At 70.9% G+C, this 26,063-nt stretch carries 6 protein-coding genes; 3 read left to right on the top strand and 3 right to left on the bottom strand.

Going from position 1 to position 26,063, the window contains the following annotated elements:
* Positions 1–868 precede the first annotated feature (868 nt).
* Positions 869–1,471, bottom strand: coding sequence for a TetR/AcrR family transcriptional regulator (locus tag ACFXI3_RS35260; protein ID WP_378405496.1), 603 nt, complete (start codon positions 1,469–1,471; stop codon positions 869–871).
* Between the two features lie 94 nt (positions 1,472–1,565).
* Here ACFXI3_RS35260 and ACFXI3_RS35255 point away from each other — a divergent pair, with 94 nt between their 5' ends.
* From ACFXI3_RS35255 to ACFXI3_RS35245, 3 genes are all read left to right on the top strand, one after another.
* Positions 1,566–2,393: an MBL fold metallo-hydrolase gene (locus ACFXI3_RS35255; RefSeq protein WP_378405494.1), complete on the top strand. Its 828-nt coding sequence runs from the start codon at positions 1,566–1,568 to the stop codon at positions 2,391–2,393.
* A gap of 312 nt (positions 2,394–2,705) precedes the next feature.
* On the top strand, positions 2,706–3,686 hold the full coding sequence (locus tag ACFXI3_RS35250; protein WP_378405492.1) for a glycosyltransferase: 981 nt from the start codon (positions 2,706–2,708) through the stop codon (positions 3,684–3,686).
* A gap of 233 nt (positions 3,687–3,919) precedes the next feature.
* Positions 3,920–4,141, top strand: coding sequence for a dihydrofolate reductase family protein (locus tag ACFXI3_RS35245; protein WP_378405490.1), 222 nt, complete (start codon positions 3,920–3,922; stop codon positions 4,139–4,141).
* A gap of 47 nt (positions 4,142–4,188) precedes the next feature.
* Here ACFXI3_RS35245 and ACFXI3_RS35240 read toward each other — a convergent pair whose 3' ends face one another.
* The gene (locus ACFXI3_RS35240) at positions 4,189–10,245 is read right to left on the bottom strand and encodes a type I polyketide synthase (protein ID WP_378405488.1); all 6,057 of its coding nucleotides are present in this window, start codon (positions 10,243–10,245) and stop codon (positions 4,189–4,191) included.
* On the bottom strand, positions 10,242–26,063 hold the full coding sequence (locus ACFXI3_RS35235; RefSeq protein ID WP_378405486.1) for an SDR family NAD(P)-dependent oxidoreductase: 15,822 nt from the start codon (positions 26,061–26,063) through the stop codon (positions 10,242–10,244). The genes ACFXI3_RS35240 and ACFXI3_RS35235 overlap by 4 nt, the downstream gene beginning before the upstream one ends.

Genomic DNA, 26,063 nt, shown 5'->3' with positions numbered 1-26,063 from the left:
TTGCCGAGCCTGTCCCCGAAGCGCGGCCAACTCAACTCAATCCCGGCCGAGTCCGAACGCCACTCCCGCGACGCTCCCGGCCGAAGCGGCCCGCACGTCCTAGGCCGCGCCGAAGATACCGACGCGAACGGCACCGGCGTCAACTCGCACACCGGGCACCAATCCGGACCCGAGCGCTACGGCATCGCCTGCCGTACCTACGAGCACCAAGCCAGATCAAAGCACTGCCGCACTCTCCCGCCGCAACTTCGCACACGAAGCCAGACCCCGCTACCCGGCACCCGCCCGCCATACCTGCGCGCACCGGGCCAGCCAGACCCGAGCACCGCGGCACCCGCCACACCTGCGCGCACGAAGGCAGACGCGAGCAAAGCCACGCCACGCCCACCGCACCTGCACTGCATTGCACTGAACTGCACCAAGCCAGACCCGGCCGCTGCGACACCCGCTCGCCGCGCTGCGTCGCACTAAGCCAGGCCCGCCACTCTTGCACGCGGAGCGTGCTGCAACACTGCCCGCCGCTCCTGCGCCGCACCAAGCCAAACCCAGCCGCCGCGACACCCGCCCGCCAGGCCAGTGCCGCGCCCGACCGCCGCTCCTGCGCCGCGCCCGGCCACCGCGACACCCGCCCGCCACGCCAGCGTCGTACCCGGCCACCGCGACACCCGCCCGCCACACCAGCGCCGCACCCGGCCAGGCCCGGCCACTGCGACATCGTCCGCCATGTCTGCGCGGCACCAAAGATCCGCGCACCGCGGAACCCTGGCCCCGCGCAGGAACACCGGCAGCAACCGCCTTAACGCGGCTCAGCTCCGGACTGACCAAGCGGCTCCCGCACTCTTGCACGCGGACCGCCCAACGCGGGGACTCAGGATTGCGCCAAGGCCCGCTCGATCGCACGTCGCGCGCGATCCGCCGCTGTCCGGTCATGCTGGAGCTGCATCGCCGCATTCAGTGCTAGTCCGGCGGCGATGATCTCGAACAGCGCCTGCTCGACGTCGAACCCGGCAGGCAGCTCACCGTTCTCCACCGCTGCCGCCAGGTCCGTTCGTAGCTGCTCCCGCCAGCGCGACCACACCTCGGCCACCGCGTCGCGGACACGGCCGGGGCGGCCGTCGTATTCGGTGAGCGCCGCGGTCATCAGGCAGCCGCCGGGAAGCAGGGGTGCTTCCAGGTAGTCCACCGAGTTGGCGCACACCGCGCGCAGCCGCCGCAGGCCTGGCGGTTCGGGCAGCGCGGGCTCCGCCACGCGATGCCAGAAGTCCACGAACGCCTTGTCCAGCGTGGAGATCTGCAGCGTCTCCTTGGTCCCGAAATGCTTGTGCACCCCGGACTTGCTCATTTCCAGTTCTTCGGCGAGCCGGCCGATCGTGATCCCCTCCAGCCCTTCCTCGGAGGCGATCTCGGCCGCTCGCTCGAGGATCCGGCCCCGGGTGGCCTGCGCTTCGGCCGCTGAACGTCGCGGTGACATGCGCCAAGGATAGCGTACGGACGTTCGCTATTGATTTAGCGTACGTCCGTACGCTAAATTTTCCGGCGACCACCGAGAGCAAGGGAGTACGAGGATGCGGCTGCGACGACTGGGATGGGCCGGGCTGGAGATCGAGGCGGGCGGCGAGCGCCTGGTGATCGACTACGTCCGCGACCTGTCACCGCTGTTCACCGGATGGAAGTACGGCGAAGGGCTGGCGGCGCCGAGCGGGAAAGTCACTGCCGCACTGGTCTCCCACCTGCACCGCGACCACACCGACGCGGCCGCGCTCGCGGACGTGCTGGCACCGGGAGCGCCCGTACTGCGCCCCGCGCCCGGCCACGGCGACGACGTGGACAACGTCACCACCCTGCCCGCCGAGCACGAACTGACTCTGCACCGACTGGCGGCCGAAGTCGTGGATCCCTGGTCCACCCGCGAAATCGGGCCGTTCCGCGCCACCGCGGTCCCGGCCGTCGACGGACTGGGCGACCCGCAGCTGAATTGGGTCGTCGAAGCCGACGGGCGGCGAGTTTTCCACGGCGGCGACACGATGTTCCACGGCTACTGGTGGCTCATCGCGCGCCGGTTCAGCCCGCTCGACGCGGCATTCCTCCCCGCCAACGGCGCGGTGGTCGACGCGCAGCACCTCCAGCCGCCGAGTCCGCTGCCCGCCGCGATGGACCCGCGGCAAGCCGCCGCGGCCGCGGAGATCCTCGACGCCCGGTATGCGGTGCCGATGCACTACGAAGCCGAGCAGCCGGACAAGATCGCGGGCTACGTCGAGGTTTCCGACCCGGAGGCCGAGTTCCGCCAGCACGCCGGACAGCGCGCTCGAGTGCTGCCCGTCGGGGAATGGCTGGACCTGGCGCACGCGACCGGGAACTCCGCCGTGGCAGCGAGTTCCGGCAACAGAGCGTAAGGCATACCCGCCGCTGCGACGGCACGACGGCGGTCCATTGTGGACGTCCTGCCACGACAAGCCTTCCAGGCACAGTCCCGCAGGTCGCCGCGATCACGAGGAGGGCGTGATTCGGCGCGCACCCCAGCAGTGCCCCCTCGAACCGCCTCGACGGATTGGCTCGCGCGTGGCGACTGCAGCTCGGTGAGCCCGCATCCCCCGTTGCCACACCTCCGGCAAGCAGGCTAATCTCATTTCAGATGCTGACAACATCTGAAATCGACATCCACAGTACCGGCCGTCTCTGTCTGGCCAGGAAGGAGCCGGTCAGCAGTGCGCGTGCTTTTCGCCAGCCTCGCGTCGGTCGGGCACACCTACCCGCTCATCCCGCTCGCGGTCGCTGCCAGGGAGGCTGGGCACGAGGTGCGTTTCGCCGCGGGCGAGAACGTGCACGGGTCCTTGCACCGCAATGGATTGCGCCCCTTTCGGCCGGCGGATTCGTTCTACGAGATCTACGCCGAGGATCTCGAACCCGACCTGGCGCGGCTGCGGCCTGACCTCGTCGTCCATGAATGGGGGCAGCCGGGTCCGGCCATCGCGGCGCGGCGGGCCGGGGTTCCCGGTCTCTGGCACGGGTTCGGCCGCCTGTTTCCCGACGGGATCGGGCTGGAGCGGCCCGGCCTGGACCAGCCGCATCTCGACATTTGCCCGCCGTCCTTGCAGGACAAGGACTTTCTCGCGACAGCCGAGCGGATCGAGCTGCGGCCGGTCGCCTATTCCGAGCCGCTGCCGGAGTGGCGGGTCGAGCGGACGTCGCGGCCGCTGATCTATCTGACGCTCGGCACCGCGTTCGGCACGGCGGAGGTGCTCACGACGGCTATCCAGGGTTTGACGGCGCTCGACGCCGACGTGGTCGTTGCCGCTGGGAACGTCCAGCTTGGTGCGGTGCCGGGAGATGTCACGATCCATCGTTGGGTGCCGCAGGCGGAGTTGCTGCCATCTGTCGACGCGGTGGTGCATCACGGCGGCAGCGGTACGACGCTCGGTGCGCTCGCGGCCGGGGTTCCGCAGCTGGTTCTTCCTCAGGGAGCGGATCAGTTCGGCAATGCGGAAGCGCTCAGCACCGCGGGGGCTGCATTGAGCATTCCTCCCGGAGAGCTGAGCGCGGACAGCGTTGCCGAGGGCGTCCGGAAGCTGCTGTTACCGCGCAGTGGGCACCGGGATGCGGCGCGGGCGATCGCTGAGGAGATCGCGCGCATGCCGTCGCCCAAGGAGGTTGCTCGCGACTTGCCTCGGTGGGCCGAGAGCAGATAGCTGTCGATTCCCGGGTGCCCAGTTCGTAGCCACAGTAAGAGCCCCTTCGAACGAGGAGAGCGGGCCATGTCGGCTACGTACACTTTCGACGTCTTCACCAGCCTCGACGGATTCGCCGCGCACACCGGCGACTGGGGCGGTTACTGGGGCAAACAAGGTCCCGAACTCCTCGATCACCGCCTTGACCTCTCAATCCGGTCGACGTCGTCGCTCGGCTCAAGGAGGAGTCCGCGGTGCCATTGCGGTCGCACGGCAGCCTCACGCTGAACCGCGCGCTCATGGCGGCCGGTTTGGTCGACGTCGTCCAGGTGACGTTGTTTCCGGTCATCACGGGGAAAACCGGGGCCGATCCGGTCTTTCGCGGCGGCGAGGACTTCGACCTCGAACCTCTCGAGACTCGGACGTTCGACGGGCGTATCCAGGAATTCCGCTACCGGCGAAGTCTTCACCGGTAACAAGCGCCTGGAGCCGCCCGCGCGGATCGGCGGGCGGCCCAGGCGGGTTACCTGGCTTCCAGTTCCTCGTCCAGCAGGGCGAACAGCTCGTCCGCGCTGGCTCCTTCCACGTCCTCGTCCGGGACCAGCGACGCGAGCACTGCCTTCAACCGCGTCACGACTCCGGAGACCTCGTCCGGTTCCAGGCTTCGCACGACGTCTTCCAGCGCGTCCAGCTGGATTTCGACTGCGGACGGCGCACCGTCCGCGACGAGGTGTTCTCCCAGGACCTGCACGGACGGGTAATCGAAGATCAGCGTCGCGGGCAGGCGCATTCCGGTGAGGACGTCGAGCCGGTTGCGCAGTTCGATGGCGGTCAGGGAGTCGAAGCCCAGTTCGATGAAGCCCTTTCGCGGGTCCACCGCGTCTCGTCGTTCGTGGCCGAGGACCACGGCGGCGGTGCCGCAGACCAGGTCGACGGCGGCCCGCACTCGTTCGGCGCCGGACAGGCGCAGAACCTGGTTCCAGGAATCGTCGACGACCTCGACGCGGCGGCGTCCTCGGACCAGGCCGCGCAGCATCGCGGGGACGCTGTGGGCGTCCGCGCGAAGACCGGACATGTCCAGCCGCACCGGCACCAGCGACGGCTGGCCGGCGGCGACTGTCGCGTCGAACAACTCCAGGCCGTCGGCGAAGGACAGGCCGAAGACGCCGGACCTGGCCATGCGGATCAGGTCGGTGTCGGCCAGATCGTTGGACATGCCGCCTTCCGACCACAGGCCCCACGCCAGCGACACGGCGGACAAACCTTGCGCCGCGCGGTGGTGGGCAAGGGCGTCCAGGAAGACGTTCGCCGCGGAGTAGTTGGCTTGGCCTGCGGCACCGAGGGTTCCGCCGGCCGAGGAGTACAGCACGAAGGCGGCCAGGTCCAGGGACGCGGTCAGTTCGTGCAGATGCCACGCGGCGTCGACCTTCGGGCGGAGCACGGCGTCCATCCGTTCCGGCGTCAGCGACAGCAGCACGCCGTCGTCGACGACACCGGCGGTGTGGATCACCGCGGTCAGCGGGTGGTCGGAGGGAACATCGGCGATGAGGCCTGCGACGGCGTCCCGCGAGGCCAGATCGCAGGCCACCAGCGAGACCGACGCACCCAACTCGGTCAGGGAGGCGACGAACTCGTCGGCACCTGGTGCGGCGGGGCCACGGCGGCTCGTGATGAGCAGACGGCGGACGCCGTGTTCGGCGACCAGGTGGCGGGCGATCAACTGGCCGAGCACGCCGGTGCCGCCGGTGACGAGAACGGTGCCGTCCGGGTCGAAGGCGACGGCTCCGGAAGGCGCGTACTTTGCCAGTCGGTGCACCAAAACCGCGCCGTCGCGGACTGCGACGCCGGGTTCGTCGGCGTACATCGCGCCGAGCACCGAACCGATCGGGAGCGGGCCGTTGTCGAGGTCTACGACCATGAATCGGTCTGGGTACTCGAGTTGCGCGGTGCGGATCACGCCCCAGAGCGCGGCGTGGGTGAGGTCGGGCGCACCCTCGTCCGGACGAGTGGCGATCGCGCCGGAGGCGACGACGACCAACCGCGAAGCAGCCAGAACGTCCTCCGCGACCCAGGATTGGGCCAGCGAAAGGAGGTGGTGGACGGCTGCGCGAGCCCCTTCCGGGGTGGCCGTTTCGGGCGCGGCGAACGGAACGTAGACGACGTCCGGCACTAGCGCACCGTTGTGGATGGCTTCCAGCAGCGCTTTGAGGTCCACATAGGACTCTCCGCCGAGGCTGAAGGGATCGTTGCCCAGGACGGCGGTGGTCACCGCGGTGACGTCGTCGCCCTGCCACGGGATCCAGTCGACGCGGAACAGCGAATCGTCCACCGCGGAACGCGCGGCGGAGGCGAACGCGTCGTCCGCGATGGGGCGCAACGCCAGCGAGTCCACGCGCAGCACGGGTGCGCCGGACGCGTCCGTTGCAGTGAGCGAGACGGTGTTCTCGACGTCCGACGAGATCAGCACGCGCAGGTTCGCCGCGCCGCCCGCGTACAGCGAGACGCCGGACCACGCGAACGGCAGGACCGGCTTGTCCTCGGTCGGCCCGGCGAGGCCGATCGTGTGCAGGGCAGCGTCCAGCAGCGCGGGGTGCAGGCCGAACGCGCTGCCGTCCGCGTGCTCGGGCAGCGCGACCTCGGCGGCCAGCACGTCGCCCGCCTGCCAGGCTCGACGCAGGCCCGCGAAAACCGGGCCGTAGTCGAAGCCTTGCGCGGCCAGGTCGTCGTAGCGGGAGGTCACGTCGATCTCCGCGGCTCCGGCCGGCGGCCATGCTGCGGCGACCGCGGACGGCTCACTGGCTGGGGAGAGCCGGCCGCTGCCGTGCTGGACCCACTCGTCGGCGTCCTCGGCCTGGGAGAAGATCCCGAGCGCGCGGGTGCCGTCGTCCTCCTCCGCGCCGACGGTCACCTGCAGCCGCACCGCGCCCTGCTCGGGCAGGATCAGCGGCGCGGCCAGGGTGAGCTCGTCGACCCTTCCGCAGCCGACCTCGTCACCCGCGCGCACGGCCAGCTCGACGAACGCCGTGCCGGGGAACAGCGCGTTGCCCTGGACGACGTGGTCCGCCAGCCACGGCTGCGCGGCCAGCGAGAGCCGTCCGGTGAGGACGACGCCGCCGGAATCCGCCGTGCCGACGACCGCGCCGAGCAGCGGGTGCGCGGCTTCCCGCTGCCCGACCTCCGCGACGCCGCGAGCCCGCGCGCCGGTTGGGTTGTCCAGCCAGTAACGCTTGCGCTGGAAGGCATAGGTCGGGAGTTCGACCGGGTGCGCGCCGGAGTAGAACGCGTCCCAGTCGGCTGTCCCGCCGAGCGTGAACAGAGCCGCGACCGCGGCGGCGGCCGACTCCGCTTCGGCTCGGTCCTTGCGCAGGACGGGGATGAAGGTGGCGTTGGCAAGGGCGGCGCCGATGGTGGCCGGGTCGAGGGTGGCGGTGCCGCTGGCTGCGGAACCGACGCCTGCTGCGCTCGCCCTGGATGTACCGGTTGGCGCACCATTGCTACCGGCATTGCCGACACCGGCTGCGCCGCGAAGGGCAGCATCGCTACCGGCGGCAACGACTTCAGCCGCACCACCGGCCGCGGAAGCAGCACTGGCGGTGCCAGCGTTGGCATCGCCGCCAACCGCGCCACCGGCACCGGCAGCACCGCCGCGAGCAACGCCGCCGACCGCACCATCCACATTGGCACCGCCGCTGACCGCGCGTCCGTTACCGGCAGCAGCGCCGCTGGCAGCAACACCGACGTTGGCTCCGCCGCCGACCGCGCGTCCGTCACCGTCGCCGGTAGCACCACCGCGAGCAGCAACGCCGACCGCACCATCCACGTCGGCACCGCCGCCGACCGCACGTCCGTCACCGGCACCGGCAGCACCACCGCGAGCAGCAACGCCGACCGCACCATCCACGTCGGCACCGCTGCCAGCCGCGCGTCCGCCACCGTCGCCGGCAGCACCATCGCGAGCAGCGCCGCTGGCAGCACCACCGACGTTGGCACCGCCGCCGACCGCGCGTCCGTCACCGTCACCGTCGCCGGTAGCACCACCGTTGACCGCACGCCCGCTACCGCCGCTGGCAGCAACACCGGCGTTGGCACCACTGCCGGCCACACGTCCGCCACCGGTCGTACCCGCCGCAGCGGCGTCGGCGCAGTTTTGCCCCATCGCGGTCAGCACCGCGCTCGGGCCGACCTCGACGAAGGTGTTCACCCCGGCGCCAGCCAGCGCGCGTATGCCGTCCGCGAAGCGGACTGCTGAGCGGACCTGGCGCACCCAGTAATCCGGCGTGGCCACATCCGCCGATAGTTCCACTGTGGACACAACAGGAACCGAAGGCGCAGAGTACGTCAGCGTGCGCGCCACCGCGGCGAACTCGTCCAGCATCGGGTCCATGAGCGGCGAATGGAACGCGTGCGACACTCGCAACCGCGAAGTTCGATCAAATTTCCCAGCAACCGCAAGTACTTCTTCTTCTACCCCCGACACTACCACCGACCGAGGGCCGTTCACGGCGGCGATTCCTACACCATCGGTTAGTAGCGGAAGCACCTCGTCCTCGGTAGCCTGCACCGCGACCATCGCCCCGCCGGTGGGCAGCGCTTGCATCAGGCGAGCTCGGGCGACTACCAGTTTTCCGGCGTCCGCAAGGGAAAGCACCCCGGCGACGTGCGCGGCGGCGATTTCTCCGACGGAGTGGCCCAGCAGGTAAGAAGGACGGACGCCCCACGACTCCAGGAGGCGATACAGGGCGACTTCCACCGCGAACAGAGCAGGTTGCGTGTAGCCGGTCTGGTCGAGACGGTCGGCATCGGCGAGCAGGGAGCGCAGAGGGACGTCGAGGTCCAGAGAAGCGCCGACCTCGTCCAGGGCGGCGGCGAAGACCGGGTACGCGGCGGCGAGGTCCAGGCCCATGCCAGCACGTTGGGCACCTTGGCCGGTGAAGAGGAAAGCCACGCGAGGAGCAGAAGCTACGCCTTCGACCACCGAGGAAGATGCACGGCCTGCTGCATAATCTGCGAGAGCGCGCGCGGCAGCTTCCCGATCGGCGGCCACCACCCCGGCCCGATGCTCGCTGAGGGTTCGCGTCGTGGCAAGGGAAAGTCCGACGTCGGCGGCGGAGCCCGAGGGAGCAGCCCCAGCCAGTTGCGAAGCCTGAGCCCGCAGAGCCTCCGGCGAGGAAGCCGAGAGCAACCAGGTCACTGGCCCAGCAGAAGCGGACGGCGCCGGAGCCGGATCGCCTTGTTCGACGATCACGTGCGCGTTCGTCCCGCTGATGCCGAACGACGAAACCGCAGCCCGCCGGGGACGGTCGGTCGACGGCCAAGGCGTCGATTCCTTCAGCAGTGCGACAGTGCCATCAGCCCAGTCGACGTGCGGCGAAGGCTCGTCCGCGTGCAGCGTCGGCGGCAGCACACCCCGCCGGAGCGCCTCGACCATCTTGATGACCCCGCCGACCCCAGCGGCAGCTTGCGTGTGCCCGACGTTCGACTTGAAAGAGCCGACATACAACGGCCGTGAAGGGGTAGCGACTTTGCCATAGGTGGAGATCAGAGCTTGCGCCTCGATCGGGTCGCCTAGTTTGGTGCCGGTGCCGTGCGCCTCCACGGCGTCCACATCGGACAGTTCCAAGGAGGCATCAGCCAGGGCCGCACGGATTACCCGCTGTTGAGCAGGGCCGTTGGGCACAGTGATCCCGCTCGAAGCGCCGTCCGAGTTCACCGCGCTGCCGCGTAGCACCGCGAGCACGTGGTGGCCGTTGCGCCGGGCGTCGGAAAGCCGTTCCAGCAACAGCATTCCGGCGCCTTCAGAGCACCCGACGCCATCCGCACCGCTGCCGAAGGCCTTGCAGCGGCCGTCCGAGGACAGGCCGTGCTGTTCGCTGAAGTACACGAACATGTCCGGCGTGACCATCACCGTCACCCCGCCCGCCAAAGCCAGCGAGCATTCCCCGCGCCGAAGTGCTTGTGCGGCAAGGTGCATCGCGACCAGCGACGACGAGCAGGCAGTATCAACCGACACGGACGGGCCCTCAAGGCCGAGTGTGTACGAGACGCGCCCGGAGATCAGGCTGCCGTCGCTGCTGCCCGCGCCGTAGTCGTGGTACATGACGCCGGTGAACACTCCAGTCGCGCTACCCCGAAGGGTCGACGGCACGATCCCGGCCCGCTCGACGGCTTCCCACGCAGTCTCGAGCAGCAACCGCTGCTGCGGGTCCAGCGTCACCGCCTCGCGCGGGCTGATGCCGAAGAACTCCGGCTCGAAATCGGCGGCTTCGTAAAGGAAACCGCCTTCGTTCGAGTAGGTCGTGCCGGGCCGGGCGCCGGTCGGGTCGTGCAGGGCGGCGGTGTCCCAGCCGCGGTCGGCCGGGAACTCGCCGATCGCGTCGACGCCGCCGGCCACCAGGTCCCACAGCCGCGCGGGCGTGGTGACCCCGCCGGGATACCGGCAGCCCATGCCGATGATCGCGATCGGCTCGGACTGCCGCGCGGCCAGCCGCTGGTTGTCCGCACGGAGCCGTTTGTTGTCCGTCATGGACTGCCGCAGCGCGGCGACGATCTGCTCGGTCGAAGGAGCGGACTTGTCGGTCACTGGGATTCACCCCGTTCGTCGGTGCCGCCCATCGCGGAGCGGACCAGGTCGGCCAGGTCCATCGAGGCGACTGCCGCCGCCGCGTCGTCGGTGCCGTTCAGTTCTTCTTCAACAGGAACTGCCGAAGCAGGCGCCAGTTCCGCCAGCAGGTGCCGGGCCAGCGGCAGCGGGCTCGGGTAGTCGAAGATCAGCGTCGCGGGCAGCCGCAGCCCGGTCGCGGCGCCGAGCCGGTTGCGCAGTTCCAGCGCGGCGAGCGAGTCGATGCCCAGGTCGGTGAAGCCCTTCTCGACTCCGACCGCCGAAGCGTCGTCGTACCCGAGGACTGCCGCCGTGTGCTCGCGCACTAGGTTCAGCGCCGCCGAGTCGCGCTCGTCCGCCGGGAGCGTGGCGAGCTTGTCGGCGAACCCGGCTTCCGGTGTCGCTGCCGCCGACGAGGCAACAGCTGCCCGCCGCGGTCCGGCAGTGACGAGACCCTTCAGCAGCGCCGACGCACGGTCGGCGTCCTTGAGGTCCAGCTTCACCGGCACCAACGCCGCCGCCGAAGCCGCCAGAGCCGCGTCGAACAACTCCAACCCCTCAGCCGCAGTCAGCTCTGCGACGCCGGACCGGGCGATGTGCGCCAGGTCCACCTCGCCGTCGGTGCCTTCCCACGGACCCCACGCGAGCGACGTCGCCGGGAGGCCAAGCGAAGAGCGGTGCTCGGCCAGCGCGTCCAGGAACACGTTGCCAGCCGCGTAGTTCGCCTGCCCCGCCGCGAGCAGCAAGCCGCCCGCCGACGAGTAGAGGACGAACGCCGCCAGGTCCCGAGAAGCCGTCAGCTCGTGCAGGTTCCAGGCCGCGTCCACCTTGGGCCGCAACACATTCTCGACCTGCTCCGGCGTCAGAGCGCTCAGCACCGCACTGTCCATCTGCCCAGCCGCGTGCACCACAGCGGTCAGCCGCGGCAGCGTGTCGAGCAGCTTCGCCAGCGCGTCCCGATCGGTGACGTCGCACGCCGCGACAGTCACCTTCGCACCCGAGCCGGCCAGTTCGTCGACCAGTTCCCGCGCCCCCGCCGCGTCGAGACCGCGACGGCTGGTCAGGACCAGGTCGCGGGCACCGCGAGCGACCAGGTGCCGCGCCAGCAGCCCGCCGAGCAGGCCCGCGCCGCCGGTGATCAGCACCGTGCCGTCCGGATCCCACTCCACCGGCTCGCCGACCTCGGTGACCCGGGTCAGCCGCGGCACGCGCACCTCGCCGTTCCGCACCCGGGCTTCCGGTTCGCCGGACGCGACGACCGCGGGCAGCGCCCGGGCCGACTCGGCCGAAGCGTCGAGGTCCACGACCTGGATCCGGCCGGGATTCTCCGCCTGCGCGGCCCGCACCAGACCCCAGACCGGGGCCTGCGCCAGCTCGTCGCGAGTGACCACGACCAGCTTGCCGTCCCCAGTGGACAGCCAGTTCTGCAAGTGCCGCAACGTTTCCTGCACGACCTGGTGCACCTGAGAAGGCACCGAGCCGGCACCGGAACCGACCGGCAGCACCAGGACATCCGCGTCGACCGGCTCGGCCTTCGTCGGCACCCCGAGACCGAGGTCATCGGTACCGAGCACGGCCCAGCCGTCCAGCGAAGGCACCAGCCGAACCCCCGAAGCGGGCTGCCATTCGATCCGGTACAGCGAGTCCGGCACCTTCGCGCCGAGCTGGCCTTCCGACACCGGCCGCGTGACCAGCGAGGCGATCTGCGCCACCGGAGCACCAGCGGCGTCCGCCAGGTCGAGCGACGAACCGCTGTCGGTCTTCCGGACCCGCACCCGCAGCGCGGTCGCGCCGCTGGCCTGCAGCGACACCGAGTTCCAAGCGAACGGGATAGTCGTCTCGGTCAACTCCTTCGGACCGCCCGGGATCAGGAAGTCCGTCGCGCCGAGCGCCGAGTCGAGCAGACCCGGGTGCAGGCCGAACTCGTTCGCCGCGGTGCCTTCCGGCAGCGCGACCTCGGCGTACACCTCGCCTTCGCGCAGCCAGATCGCCCGCAGGTTGCGGAACGTCGGCCCGTAGCCGAAGCCGAGCCCGGCCAGGTCGTCGTACAACCCAGTCAGGTCAACCTGTTCCGCACCGGCTGGCGGCCACTCACTCAGCGAGAATTCTGCCGCCGAACCGTTGGCCAGCGTGCCCGCGGCGTGCTGGACCCAGCCAGCCTCGGTCCGCGAGTGCACCGACAGCTCCCGGCGGCCGCTGCCGTCCGGTGCGCTGATGACCACGCGCAGGTCGACCCCGTCCTCCGGCAGCAGCAACGGTGCCTGTTGGGTCAGCTCCTCCAGCAGGTTGCAGCCGACCTGGTCACCGGCGTGAATCGCCAGCTCGACGTACGCGGTGCCGGGCAGCATCGTCCGCCCCATCACCACGTGGTCGGCCAGCCACGGCTGCGTCGCGACCGACAGCCGTCCGGTCAGCACCGCGCCGCCGTCGGGCAGTTCCACCAGCGCACCCAGCAGCGGGTGTCCGGCGGACTGTGCGCCCAAAGTGCTGACATCGCCGGTCGGCTTAGTCGCGTCAAGCCAGTAGGACTTGTTCTGGAACGCGTACGTCGGCAAGTCCACAGTGGACGCACCCTGGCCGGCGAACAGCGCCTTCCAGTCGATCTTCGCGCCCCGGGAGAACAGCGTCGCCAGCGCGGTGAACACGGTCGGCACCTCGGCCCGGCCGCGCCGCATCGCGGGCACCTGGACGACCCGGTCCGGCCGGTCCGCGACCGCGGTGTCGCATTCCCGCGCCATCCCGGTGAGCACCGCGTCCGGGCCCAGCTCGACGAACCGGGTCACGCCCGCGGCGAGCAAAGTGCTGACTCCGTCGGCGAACCGGACGGCCTCCCGCACGTGGCCCACCCAGTACTGCGGCGAGCGCAGCTCGGCGGCGGTCGCGATCTTGCCGGTCACGTTCGACACCACCGGGATCGACGGCGCGGAGTAGGTCAGCTTCTCCGCCACCACCGCGAACTCGGCCAGCATCGGCTCCATCAGCGACGAGTGGAACGCGTGCGACACGACCAGCTGCTTCGTCCGGCGACCGGCTTCCTTGAAGGCCGCCATCGCAGCCTGCACCGCCTCTTCCGGACCGGAGATGACCACCGACCGCGGTCCGTTCACCGCCGCGACGTCCACCCCGTCCGGCAGCGAAGCGCGCACCTCGTCCTCGGTGGCCGCGATCGCCGCCATCGTGCCTCCGGTCGGCAGCGCCTGCATCAGCCGGCCGCGAGCAGCGACCAGAGAGCAGGCGTCGGCCAGCGAGAACACTCCGGAGACGTGCGCCGCCGCGAGCTCACCGATCGAGTGCCCGGCGACGTAATCCGGCGTGACGCCCCAGGATTCGACCAGCCGGTACAGCGCGACCTCGATCGCGAACAGCGCGCATTGCGTGTACGCGGTCTGGTTGAGCAGCGGCGAGTCTTCCCAGATCACCTGCTTGAGCGGGGTTTCCAGCTCGGCGTCGAAGAGTCCGCAGATCTCGTCGAACGCCCCGGCGAAGGCCGGGAACGCCTCGTACAGCCCGCGTCCCATGCCCGGCTGCTGCGCACCCTGTCCGGTGAACAGGAACGCCGTCAGGTCAGCCGCGCTGACCGTGCCCGCGACAGTGCCCGCCGGGGTCCGGCCGTCGGCCAGTCCGTCGAGCGCCTTCAGCGCCGCTTCGCGGTCGGCCGCCAGGACCACCGCGCGGTGGTCGAGCGCGGCCCGTGCAGTGGCCAAGGTGTAGCCGACGTCGGTCAGGCTGACGTCCGGGTTGGCCCGCAGGTGGGCGGCCAGCCGGGCGGCCTGGTCGGCGAGCGCCTGCTCGACCGAACCAGCCAGCGGCAACGGGATTGCCGCGAGTTCCGGTGCGGTGCGCCGGGTTTCGCTGGCCGGCGCGGGCGGTGCCTCCTCGATGATGATGTGCGCGTTGGTGCCGCTGATGCCGAACGACGAAACGCCAGCGCGACGTGGGTGACCGTTGCGCAGCCACGGCCGCGGTTCGGTGAGCAGCTCGATGTTGCCCGTGGTCCAGTCTACGACCGGCGATGGCGCGTCGACGTGCATCGTCTTCGGCAACATGTTGTGCCGCAACGCCTGCACGACCTTCATCACGCCGGCCGCACCACCGGACGCCTGCGCGTGGCCGATGTTCGACTTCACCGAACCCAGGTACAACGGCCGCTCGCGGTCCTGGCCGTAGGTGGCCAGCAGCGCCTGCGCCTCGATCGGGTCACCGAGCTTCGTGCCCGAACCGTGTGCCTCGACAGCGTCCACATCGGACGGTTGCAGCCCGCCAGCCGCGAGAGCCGCGTGGATCACGCGTTCCTGCGACGGGCCGTTCGGGGCGGTCAGACCGTTGGACGCGCCGTCCTGGTTGACCGCGCTCGACCGGACCACCGCGAGCACCTCGTGGCCGTTGCGCTGCGCGTCGGACAGCCGCTCCAGCAGGAGCAGACCAGCGCCCTCGGCCCAGCCGACGCCGTCGGAAGCCGCGGAGAACGACTTCGACCGGCCGTTGGGCGAAAGCACGCCCTGGCGGCTGGAGTCGACGAACAGGTCCGACTGCGACAGCACCGTGACCCCGCCGGCCAGCGCCAGCCCGCACTCCCCCGCCCGCAGTGCCTGCACCGCGAGGTGCAGCGTGACCAGCGAGGACGAGCACGCGGTGTCCACCGTCATGCTCGGGCCCTCAAGGCCGAGCAGGTAGGAGATGCGGCCGGAGACGACCGCGCCGGAGCTGCCGTTCGGGATGTAGGCGGCGACGTCGGCCGGAGCGCCCGGGGCGCGGCTGCCGTAGTCGTCGTACATCGCGCCGGTGAAGACGCCGGTCAGGCTGCCGCGCAGCACGGTCGGGTCGATCCCGGCGCGCTCGATGGCCTCCCACGCGGTCTCCAGCAGGAGCCGCTGCTGCGGGTCCATCGCCATCGCCTCGCGCGGGCCGATGCCGAAGAACGCCGGGTCGAACTCCGCCGCGTCGTGCAGGAAGCCGCCCTGGTTGGCGTAGGTCTTGCCGCGCTTGCCGCGTTCCGGGTCGTAGATGCCCTCGGTGTCCCAGCCGCGGTTGGTCGGGAAGCCGGAGACCGCGTCGACCTCGTCGACCAGCAGCTGCCACAGGTCCTCCGGCGACCGGACGCCGCCGGGGTAGCGGCAGGCCATGCCGACGATCGCGATCGGTTCCTGCATCGACGCGTTCGTCCGGGCCGTCGTCGCCGGCACCTTCGCGACCGCGCCGAGCAGCTTGCCCTTCACGAAGTCCGCGACGGCCTTGGCGGTCGGGTGGTCGAAGATCAGCGTCGCGGGCAGTGTCAAGCCGGTCGCGGTGCCGAGGAGGTTGCGGAGTTCGACCGCGGCGAGCGAGTCGAAGCCCAGCTCCTTGAACGCCCGCTTTCCGTCCACTTCGGACTTGTCCGCGTAGCCGAGCACGGTGGCCACCTGTGTGCGGACGAGGTCGAGCAGCACTCGGTCCCGTTCGCTTTCCACCAATGCGGCCAGTTCGTCGGCAAGCGCGTTGTCCGCCGCCTTGGCCGCCTTCGCCACGCGACGCGCCTTCGGCGGCACGAAACCACGCAGCAGTGCGGGCAGTTCGTCGGTGCGCGCCCGCAGAGCCGGGACGTCCACGCGAAGCGGCGCGATGACCGCGTCTTCCGTGGCCACGGCGGCGTCGAACAGGGCCAGGCCCTGCTCGGCGGTCACCGCGGGCAGGCCCAGGCGGGCCATCCGGGCGAGGTCGGCTTCGGCGAGGTCGCCGCCGAGTCCGGTGTTCTCCGCCCACAGCCCCCAGGCCAGCGCGGTTGCCGGAAGCCCGGCAGCGCGCCGGTGTTCGGCGAGCCCGTCGAGGAACGCGTTGGCCGCGGCGTAGTTCGCCTGCCCGGCGGGGAGCACCTGGCCGCCTGCCGAGGAGAACATGACGAACGCGGACAGCTGCCGGTCGGCGGTCAGCTCGTGCAGGTGCCAGGCCGCGTCGACCTTCGGGCGCAGGACTGCGTCAAGCTGTTCTGCGGTGAGGGAATCGAAGACACCGCTGTCGGCGGTACCGGCGGCGTGTACCACCGCGCCAAGGTCCGGCAGGCCGTTAACCAGTTGCTCGACCGCTTCCCGGTCAGCGACGTCGCAGGCCGCCACCTGGACCGTCGCGCCCAGGTCAGTCAGCTCTTCGACCAGCTGCGCGGCACCCGGAGCGTCGAGGCCGCGGCGGCTGGTGAGCACGAGGCTCTCCACGCCGTGCTCGGCCACCAGGTAACGCGCCAGCAGGCTGCCGAGACCGCCGGTGCCGCCGGTGATCAGGACGGTGCCGTCCCACGAGGTCGTGCCGGTCGATTCGGTGCGGGTGTAGCGCGGGGCGAGCACCGAACCAGCGCGGATCGCCGCTTCCGGCTCACCTGAGGCGACCACCGCGGCGATCGTCTCGACCTTGGTGTCCGTGTCGGCGTCGATCAGGAACACGCGTCCGGGGTGTTCGGCTTGCGCCGCCCGGGCGAGGCCCCACAGCAGACCCTGCGCGACGTCCACAGTGGACTCGCCAGCCGGGACCGCCGACTGCGTGACGATGGCGAGTTTCGTGTCCGTCAGCCGCGATTCGGCCAGCCACGCCTGGATCTCGGCGAGCAGCCAGGTGACGTTGGCCCGTGCCGCTTCCGGCACCGCACCATCCGCAGCGGGCACCGAGAGCGTCACGAGACCGGGCACCGGCTCCCCGCGATCGACGGCACCGAGCAGGTCAGCGAACCCGCTGTAGGTGGCGGAGACGCCGACTCGGCCCTGGCCGATCGCGACGACATCGCCCGGCTCCGCGGCCGGGACCGGCACGGACTGCCAGCCGATCTTAAGCAGCGAACCGTCCGTGGTCTCCGCCTGCGCGGCCAGTTCGGTCCGCACCGGCCGCGAGACCAGCGACTCGACCGACGCGACCGGGTTGCCTTCGCCGTCCGCGACCTCGATGGACGACAGCTCGTCGCCGTCGATCCGCACGATCCGCACCCGCAGCACCGAAGCGCCGACCGCGTGCAGGCTGACGCCGTTCCACACGAACGGAAGCAGCGTCGAACCGCTCGGGTCGCCGAGGAGGTCGGCGTGCATTGCGGTGTCGAGCAGCGCCGGGTGCAGGCCGTAGGAGCCCGCCGTGGACGCGGCCGGTTCCGGCAGCGAGACCTCGGCGAACACCTCGTTGCCCCGTCGCCACGCGGCCTGGAGGCCCTGGAAAGCCGGGCCGTAGCCATAACCGCGTTCGTTGAGCAGTTCGTACGCGCCCTCGACCGGGATCGGAGTCGCGCCCGCCGGCGGCCATTCGGTGAGGCCAGCGGGTTCCGGCCGCGCGGCGGCAGACAGGGTGCCCAGCGCGTGCTGAGTCCAGTCGCCGTCCGATTCGACCGGGCGGGAGAACACCGTGACCGGGCGACGGTCGCCGTTCGCGGGCCCGACCACGACCTGCAGCGCGACCGCGCCGTCCGGCGACAGGATGAGCGGCGCTTGCAGCGTCAGCTCCTCGACCACCGGATGGCCGACCTGGTCGCCGGCGGCGACGGCCAGTTCGACGAACCCGGTGCCGGGCACCAGGATCGCGCCCTTCACCACGTGGTCGGCGACCCACGGCACCGAGGAAGCGGACAACCGTCCAGTGAGGACAGTGGTGTCCGAACCGGACAGTGCCACGACCGCGCCCAGCATCGGGTGTGCCAGCGGCTGCTGGCCGACCGAGGTGACATCGCTGGATGGAGTCGCGTCGAGCCAGTAACGCTTGTGCTGGAAGGCATACGTCGGCAGGTCGAGCCGGACCGGGCCGTCGCCGAGCAGCGGGCCGAGCTTCGCCGCGCCGCGGATGTGGAGACGACCGGCCGCGGTGAGCGCGGTGCGCACCTCGTCCTGGTCGCGCCGGCCAAACGGGACGAACTCCGCGTCGACGCTCTGCGGGCCGAGCGCGGACAGCACGCTGTCCGGGCCGATCTCCAGGAACGTCTGGACGCCGCTCTCCGCCAGAGTCGTAACCGCAGCACCGAACCGGACCGTCTCGCGGACATGGGTGACCCAGTACTCCGGCGAACGCAGCTCGTCGTCGGTGGCGAGTTTCCCGGAGACCGTCGAGACAATCGGGATCTTCGGTGCGTCGTACTTCAAGCCAGCGGCGATCTCGCGGAACTCGTCCAGCATCGGCGACATCAGCGGCGAGTGGAACGCGTGGCTCACGCGCAACCGTCGCGTTTGGACACCGTCAGCAGCGCGCTCGATCTCGGCGACCACGTCCGCGTCACCCGAGATGACCACGGCGGCCGGGCCGTTCACCGCTGCGATGCTGACTGCGTCCTCGTGGTCCTGCAGCAGTTCGCGGACCGTCTCTTCGGTCGCGGAGAACGAGACCATCGCGCCGCGCCGGTCGTTCAGCGCGCCCATCAAGCGACCGCGAGCGGCGACCAGTTTCGCTGCGTCTTCAAGGGAAAGCACGCCCGCGACATGGGCCGCGGCCAGTTCGCCGATCGAGTGCCCAGCGAGCGCGTCGGGGCGGAAGCCCCACGACTCGGCGAGCCGGAACAGCGCGACCTCGATCGCGAACAGCCCGGTCTGGGTGTACTGCGTCTGGTCCAGCAGGCCGCGGTCGGCGAGTTCGGTGGTGCCGAACACGACGTCCCGAAGCGGCACGTCGACCAGCGGGTCGATCGCCGCGCACACCGCGTCGAACGCCGTCGCGAAGGCCGGGTACGCGTCGTACAGCTCGCGTCCCATGCCGACCCGCTGCGCGCCCTGGCCGGAGAACAGGAAGGCGAGCTTCCCGTCTACGACCTGGCCCGTCGGTGCGTCGCCGCCCGCCAGCGCGTCGAGTCCGTCGGCAAGTTCTGCCGCAGTCTCGGCGACCACCACCGCGCGATGTTCCAGCGAGGCCCGCGTCGCAGCCAGCGAACGCGCGATCTCCGCGACGGAAACGCCCTCAGCGAGCCAAGAACGCAGCCGCGCCGCCTGTCCGCGCACCGCAGCGGCGGACCGGCCGGACAACGCGACCGGAACGATCGTCTGCGTCTCCGAAGGCCGCTCGACCGGGATCGCCGGAGCCTGTTCCAGGATGACGTGCGCGTTCGTGCCGCTGATGCCGAACGACGACACCGCGGCGCGGCGCGGCCGATCGACCTGCCAGTCCCGGGCTTCGGTCAGCAGCCGGACCGCACCGGTCTCCCAATCGACCACAGTGGACGGACGGTCGACGTGCAGCGTCTGCGGCAACTGGCCGTGCTGCATCGCCATGACCATCTTGATGATGCCGGCGACACCCGCCGCGGCCTGAGTGTGACCGATGTTCGACTTGATCGACCCAAGCCACAACGGCTGGTCCTCGGAACGATCCTGGCCATAGGTGGCCAGCAGCGCCTGCGCCTCGATCGGGTCGCCCAGCGTGGTACCAGTGCCGTGACCCTCGACAGCGTCCACTTCGGACGGATGCAGACCAGCGTCGGCCAACGCCTTGGCGATCACCCGTTGCTGCGAAGGACCATTCGGCGCGGTAAGGCCGTTCGACGCGCCGTCGTGGTTCACCGCGGAGCCACGGAGGACGGCGAGCACCGGGTGCCCGTTGCGGCGTGCGTCGGACAGCCGCTCGACGAGCAGCATGCCCGCGCCCTCGCCCCAGCCCGTACCGTCGGCCGCTTCGGCGAACGCCTTGCACCGGCCGTCGGCGGAAAGCCCGCGCTGACGGCTGAAGTCGATGAAAGTGTCCGGAGTGGACATCACGGTGACACCGCCGGCCAGCGCCAGCGTGCACTCGCCGCGACGCAGCGCCTGCACCGCCCAGTGCAGTGCGACCAGCGACGACGAGCAGGCAGTGTCCACGGTGACCGTCGGGCCTTCGAGACCCAGCGCGTACGACACGCGACCGGACACGACGCTGGCGAGGCTGCCGTTGCCGAGGTAGCCCGCGATGTCGTCGGAGACCGTGCCGAGGCGGGTGCCCCAGTCGTGGTACATCACGCCGGCGAACACCCCGGTCGCGCTGCCGCGCAAGGCGACCGGGTCGATTCCGGCGCGCTCGAACGCCTCCCACGAGACCTCCAGCAGCAGCCGCTGCTGCGGGTCCATCGCCGCCGCCTCGCGCGGGCTGATCTCGAAGAAGTCCGCGTCGAATTCGGCCGCGTCGTGCAGGAAGGCACCGTGCTTGACGTAGGAGTGGCCGGGCTTTCCGGGCTCCGGGTCATACAGCGAGTCGACGTTCCAGCCGCGGTCGACCGGGAAGGCGGACAGCGCTTCCTCGCCCTCGGACACGAGCCGCCACAGGTCTTCCGGCGTCGCGACGCCACCTGGGTAGCGGCAAGCGATGCCGACGATGGCGATCGGCTCCTCCGGGTCCACAGTGGTCACCGGAGTGATCGTGCGAGTCGGGGCCAGCCCGGCCAGGCGCGACGCCAGGTACTCGGCGAGCGCGCGCGGTGTCGGGTAGTCGAACACCAGCGTCGCGGGCAGCCGCATGCCGGTGACCGAGTCGAGGATGTTGCGCAGTTCCACCGCGGCCAGCGAGTCGAACCCGATCTCGCCGAACGGGCGGGCCGGGCTGATCGCGTCCGCGCTGTCGTGGCCGAGAACAGCCGCGACGTGCGTGCGCACCAGGTCGAGCAGCGCACGGTCTCGGTCGGCCTCGGCGAGGTGCGCGAACCGCTCGGCGAACTGCTGCTCCGGCGTCACTTCCCCGCTGGCGACGGCGATCCGGCGGCGACCGGCGGGAACGAGCCCGCGCAGCACGGCCGGAACGTCCTCGCCACGCGACCGCAGGGCAGCGCGGTCGACGCGGGTCGGCACGACCGTCGGAACACCGGTGCCGAGCGCAGCATCAAGGGCAGCAAGGCTTTCCGACACGGTCAGCGGAGCCAGACCCAGCCGCGCGATGCGGTTACGGTCCACTTCGGACAGTGTCGCGCCCATGCCGATCGCCTGACCAGCGTCCGGGGCCCAGAGACCCCAGGCCAGCGACGTCGCGGGCAGGCCAGCGGCGTGCCGGTGCTCGGCGAGTGCGTCGAGGAAGGTGTTGCCCGCGGCGTAGTTCGCCTGCCCGGCACCGTCGGCGAGACCGGCCGAGGAGGAGAACAGGACGAACGCCGACAGATCCAGCTCCGCAGTCAGCTCGTGCAGCGCCCACGCCGCGTCGAGCTTCGGAGCCAGGACTGCGTCGAGTTGCTCGGCGGTCAGCGAGCCGATCATCGCGTTGTCCAGCACGCCAGCGGTGTGCACGACGGCGGACAGCGCGTACTCGGCCTTCTTGATGGCCGCCGACAGCGAACGCTTCTTGCTGACGTCCGAGGCGACCACCTTGGCGGTCGCGCCCAGCTCAGCCAGCTCGTCGACCAGTTCGGCCGCGCCCGGCGCGTTCGTACCGCGACGGCTGAGCAGCAGCAAGCTGCGAACGCCGTGCTTCGTGACCAGGTGCTTCGCGACCTGGGCACCGAGACCGCCGGTGCCGCCGGTGATCAGCACGGTGCCGTCGGCGCGCCAGGTCGGCTCCCCGCTTTCGGCGGCCAGCCGGACCAGCCGACCGGCCGAGACCGTGTCACCGTCGATGCGCAGCTCCGGCTCGCCCGAGCCGAGCGCGGTCGCCAGGGTCGCCGCGGTGGCAGCGCCCTCGACCAGCACCACGCGACCCGGGTGCTCGGCCTGGGCCGAACGCACGAGACCACGGACGGCGGAGTCGGCCAGCGTGCCGCGCGTCAGCACGACCAGCCGCGACGAGGCGTAGCGGTCGCCTTCAAGCCACTGCTGCAGCACAGTCCGCACGCGGTGCGCGGTCTGCTTGGCAGCGGCGGCGATGTTCTTGCCCGGCACGGAAACCGGCAGCAGCACGACCTCGGGCACGTCGACCAGCGACACCAGCGAGTCGACCACCGGAACGTCGAAGCCGCTGACCGAGCCCAGCGAGGCGAGCGTCGGCAGCTCGGCGGAACCGGTGACCGGCGTCCGTTCGACGGTGTACAGCAGGTCGCGCGCCTGGGTGCCGAGGTCAGCCTCGCGGACCGGCCGCGAGCGGAACGACTCGACGGACAGCACCGGCGTACCGGCCACGTCCGTCACGTCGATCGAGACACCACCGGTGGCCGGCGACGTAATCCGCACCCGGACCTCGGTCGCACCGGAAGCGTGCAACCGCACGCCAGTCCACGCGAACGGCAACCGGATCTCGTCCGGCTCGCGCGCCTCGCCCGGAGCGAAGTCGGTGGCGTGCAGGACCGCGTCGAGCAGCGCCGGGTGGACGCCGAACACCGCGTCGCGACCGGTCGCAGGCAGCGCGACCTCGGCGAACACAACGTCGTCGCGCTTCCACGCGGTGCGCAGGCCCTGGAACAGCGGGCCGTAGCCGTACCCCTGCTCGGCGAGTTCGGTGTACAGCTCGCTCGTCGCGACCACTTCGGCACCGGCGGGCGGCCATTCGCCGCGCGGGGCGGGCTCGACCACTGGACCGGCGGCGAGGACGCCGATGGCGTGCCGGGTCCAGGCCGCGTCGGCGTCGTTGTCGGGGCGGGAGTGGAACTCGATGGTGCGGCGGCCGTCGACGTCCGGGCCCACCAGCGTCTGCAGCGCGACGCCACCCGTCTCCGGCAGCGCGAGCGGGGCCTGCAGCGTCAGCTCGTCGACCACGCCGTAGCCGACCTGGGCGGCGGCGTGCAGAGCCATCTCGACGAACGCGGTGCCCGGCAGCACCGGGGTGCCCGCGATCGCGTGGTCGGCCAGCCACGGGTGCGTCCGAAGCGCGACGCGACCGGTGAGGACTAGGCCGTCGTCGCCCGCCAGGCCGATCTCGGCGGCGAGCAGCGGGTGCCCGGAAGCGAGCTGGCCGAAGTCCGCCGCATCGCCGTGGCCGGTCGGCGCGGTGAGCCAGTAGTGCTTGTGCTGGAAGGCATACGTCGGCAAGTCGACAACCTGTGCCGGACCGAAGAACGCCGTCCAGTCGATCGCCACGCCACGGGTGTGCAGGCGGCCGAGCGCGGACGCGAGGGTGGTGACCTCGGGCCGGTCGCGGCGCTGCGCGGGGGTGAACGCTATGGCGTCGCTGGTGCCGGCGGCCATCGCGGACAGCACGGCGTCCGGGCCGACCTCGATCGCCGTCGTGACGCCGGCGTCGACCAGCGCCTTGACGCCGTCGGCGAACCGCACCGCGCGGCGGACGTGCCACAGCCAGTACCCCGGCGAGCAGAGTTCTTCGGCGGTCGCGATCCTGCCGGTCACATTCGAGACGACCGGGATCGCCGGGGCCGCGTAGTCGACCACCTCGAGGATCTCGCGGAACTCGGCCAGCATCGGCTCCATCAGCGGCGAGTGGAACGCGTGCGACACGCGCAGCTCACTGATCTTGCGGCCCTGCATACGGAACACCGACACGACGGCTTCCACCGCTTCGCGCTCGCCGGAGACGACGACCGACGTCGGACCGTTCACCGCGGCCAGGCTGACCTGGTCGCCCAGCAGCGGCTGGACCTCGTCTTCGGTCGCCGCGATGGCGACCATCGCGCCTCCGCCCTTGCCCCCACCGCCACCCTCAACCGAGTCGCTCCGCGACGCTGTGTTGTTCCTGGGCAACGCCTGCATCAGCCGTCCGCGAGCGGCGACGACCAGGCACGCGTCGGCGAGCGACCACACGCCCGCGATGTGCGCGGCAGCGAGCTCGCCGATCGAGTGGCCGAGCAGGAGGTCCGGCCGCACGCCCCACGATTCGAGCAGCCGCGCCAGCGCGACCTCGACCGCGAACAGCGCGCACTGGGTGTACTGCGTCTCGTTCAGCTCCTCGGCGTTGTCGCCGAAGAGAACGTCGCGCAGCGGGGTCTCCATCTGGACGTCGAGGTGGTCGACGGCCTCGTCGAAGACCTCGGCGAACTTCGGGTACGCCAGATACAGCTCACGCCCCATAGCGAGGCGCTGCGAACCCTGGCCGGTGAACAGCATCGCGAGCTTGCCCGGCGTGCGCTCGCCAAGGACGACGTTCGGGTCCTGCTCCCCTGCCGCCAGCGCCTGCAGCCCGCGCACGGCGTCGGCGACGTTCTCCGCGACGACCACAGCGCGCTGGTCGTGCGCGGCGCGAGTGGTGGCGAGCGAGAAGCCGAGGTCAGTCAGCGGCTGGAATTCCACAGTGGACACGAGCGCGGCGGCCTGCGCCTGGAGCGCTTCTTCGCTGCGCGCCGAGACAACGAGCGGCACGACCGGCAGCTCGTCACTGGTGGTTTCCGCTGCTTCAACGGCCGGAGCCTGCTCGATGATGACGTGTGCGTTGGTCCCGCTCACGCCGAACGACGAAATACCAGCGCGGCGCGGACGTTCGCCCTCCGGCCATTCCCGCTGCTCGGTCAGCAGCTCGACAGCCCCCGCAGTCCAGTCGACGTGCGGCGTCGGCTCGTCCACGTGCAGTGTCTTCGGCAGCACGCCGTGCCGGATCGCTTCGACCATCTTGATGATGCCCGCGACACCCGCCGCGGCCTGCGTGTGACCGATGTTCGACTTGATCGACCCGAGCAGCAGCGGCGTCTCGCGGTCCTGACCGTAGGTGGACAGCAGCGCCTGCGCCTCGATCGGGTCGCCGAGCCGGGTACCGGTGCCATGGGCCTCAACAGCGTCCACATCGGACGCTTCCAGGCCAGCGTCCGCCAGCGCGCGCTTGATCACGCGCTGCTGCGAAGGACCATTCGGCGCAGTAAGGCCGTTCGAGGCACCGTCGGAGTTGATCGCCGAGCCACGGACCACGGCGAGCACCGTGTGTCCATTCGCGACTGCGTCGGAAAGCCGTTCCAGCACCAGCACGCCGACGCCCTCGGCAAACCCAGTGCCATCCGCAGCCGCCGCGAAAGCCTTGCAACGACCGTCTTCCGCGAGACCACGCTGGCGGCTGAACGCGGTGAACGTGCCCGGCGCGCCCATCACCGCGACACCACCGGCCAGCGCGAGCTGAGTTTCCCCACGCCGCAACGCCTGCACCGCCAAGTGCAGCGCGACGAGCGAGCCAGAGCAAGCAGTGTCAACGGTCAGCGTCGGCCCTTCGAGACCGAGCGCGTAAGCGACGCGACCGGACACGACGCTGGGCGCGTTGCCGGTGAGAAGGTAGCCGTCGAGACCATCGGGAGCTTCGTGCAGCCGCGGGCCGTACTCCTGTGCCTCTGCGCCGATGAACACGCCGCCCGGAGTGCCGCGCAGCGTGGACGGGTCGATCTTGGCCCGCTCCAACGCTTCCCACGCGGTCTCGAGCACGAGCCGCTGCTGCGGGTCCATCGCGGACGCTTCGCGCGGCGCGATGCCGAAGAACCCGGCGTCGAATTCCCCGGCGCCGGGCAGGAATCCGCCCGAGGTGACGTAGCTGCTGCCCGGCTTGTCCGGGTCGGGGTCGTACAGGCTGTCGAGGTCCCAGCCGCGGTCCTCCGGGAAGCCGGAGATGGTGTGCACCTCGTCGGCGACCAGCCGCCACAACGCTTCCGGCGACACCGCGCCGCCCGGGTAGCGGCAGCCGATGCCGACGATCGCGACCGGCTCGTCGTTCGCGCCGCCGGCGGCCAGTGTCGCGGCCGATTCCTCCGCGCCGAACACCTCGGCGTGCAGGAAACGCGCGACCGCGGCCGGGGTCGGATAGTCGAAGGCCAGCGTCACCGGCAGGTCCAGCCCGGTCGCGTCGGACAGCTGCGCGTGCAGCTCCACCGCCGCGAGCGAGTCGAAACCGTGGTCGGAGAACGCTTTCTCCGGGTCGAGGACGGCCGGAACCTCAGGCAGCGCGGCCTGCAGCGCCGCCCGCGTCGCGTCGTGGACCACGCCGGCGAGGAACCCCGCGCGGTCCGCCGGCGGCAGAAGCGTCAGCCGCTCCGCGAAGCCGGATTCCCGATTCTTCTCACTCTCACGCAT

Origin of the sequence: Amycolatopsis sp. NPDC059235 (assembly GCF_042754125.1) — a bacterium.
Classification (GTDB): Bacteria; Actinomycetota; Actinomycetes; order Mycobacteriales; family Pseudonocardiaceae; genus Amycolatopsis; species Amycolatopsis albidoflava.
The sequence above is the reverse complement of the archived record's forward strand: the minus strand, read 5'-3'. Positions and strand labels throughout refer to the sequence as shown.

Bases quoted from the DNA above. Each gene is read 5' to 3' on its own strand.
- ACFXI3_RS35260 (WP_378405496.1), bottom strand. From the start codon at position 1,471: ATGTCACCGCGACGTTCAGCGGCCGAAGCGCAGGCCACCCGGGGCCGG.
- ACFXI3_RS35255 (WP_378405494.1), top strand. From the start codon at position 1,566: ATGCGGCTGCGACGACTGGGATGGGCCGGGCTGGAGATCGAGGCGGGC.
- ACFXI3_RS35235 (WP_378405486.1), bottom strand. From the start codon at position 26,063: ATGCGTGAGAGTGAGAAGAATCGGGAATCCGGCTTCGCGGAGCGGCTG.